At 51.4% G+C, this 492-nt stretch carries 1 protein-coding gene; it reads right to left on the bottom strand.

Annotated elements, in window-relative coordinates:
* Positions 1-266, bottom strand: a 266-nt coding sequence (locus E3E29_RS11345; protein WP_342764724.1) for an iron chelate uptake ABC transporter family permease subunit, incomplete at its 3' end; no start/stop codon positions are given.
* Positions 267-492 lie beyond the last annotated feature (226 nt).

The following is a 492-nucleotide window of genomic DNA, read 5'->3' as shown; positions in this document are numbered from 1 at the left end:
AAAACGAAGGCGAACATCTGGACGAAATATGGGTTGAATGAGAAGAGCATTATCGCGACGACGGCACCGAAGGCTGCACCGCTGGTCACGCCCAGAATGTTCGGGCCGGCTAGATAGTTCCTGAAGACGTTCTGAAAGGCCAGTCCAGCCAGGGAGAGCGAAGCGCCGACGAGGGAAGCCGCCACGATCCTTGGCAGCCTCACGTCAACTAGTATGGTCTTGGCTAGCTCGTCCATGTTGAAGGGACTGAATGCGAATCTTCCCACGAACAAGGAACTAATGAAAACAATGAAATAAAGAAAAACGAAGCGCTTCAACTTATATCACCAACCAGCGATACATCGTTGATGCTTATCCCAAAGAACCTCTCGTAGAAGTCGTTGGCTTCTTTCATTATGTCCAAGTCGCTGAAGAGCTCTGGATGCAGAACTTTTGCCGTCCAGTAGAGGCCGAGAATCCACTTTGGAGCCGGGTAGTCCCAGCTCTCCCCGT

Source organism: Thermococcus sp. Bubb.Bath (assembly GCF_012027595.1).
In the GTDB taxonomy this organism is placed as follows: domain Archaea; phylum Methanobacteriota_B; class Thermococci; order Thermococcales; family Thermococcaceae; genus Thermococcus.
Note: the sequence above shows the minus strand (reverse complement) of the source record. Positions and strands in the feature narration are given on the sequence as shown.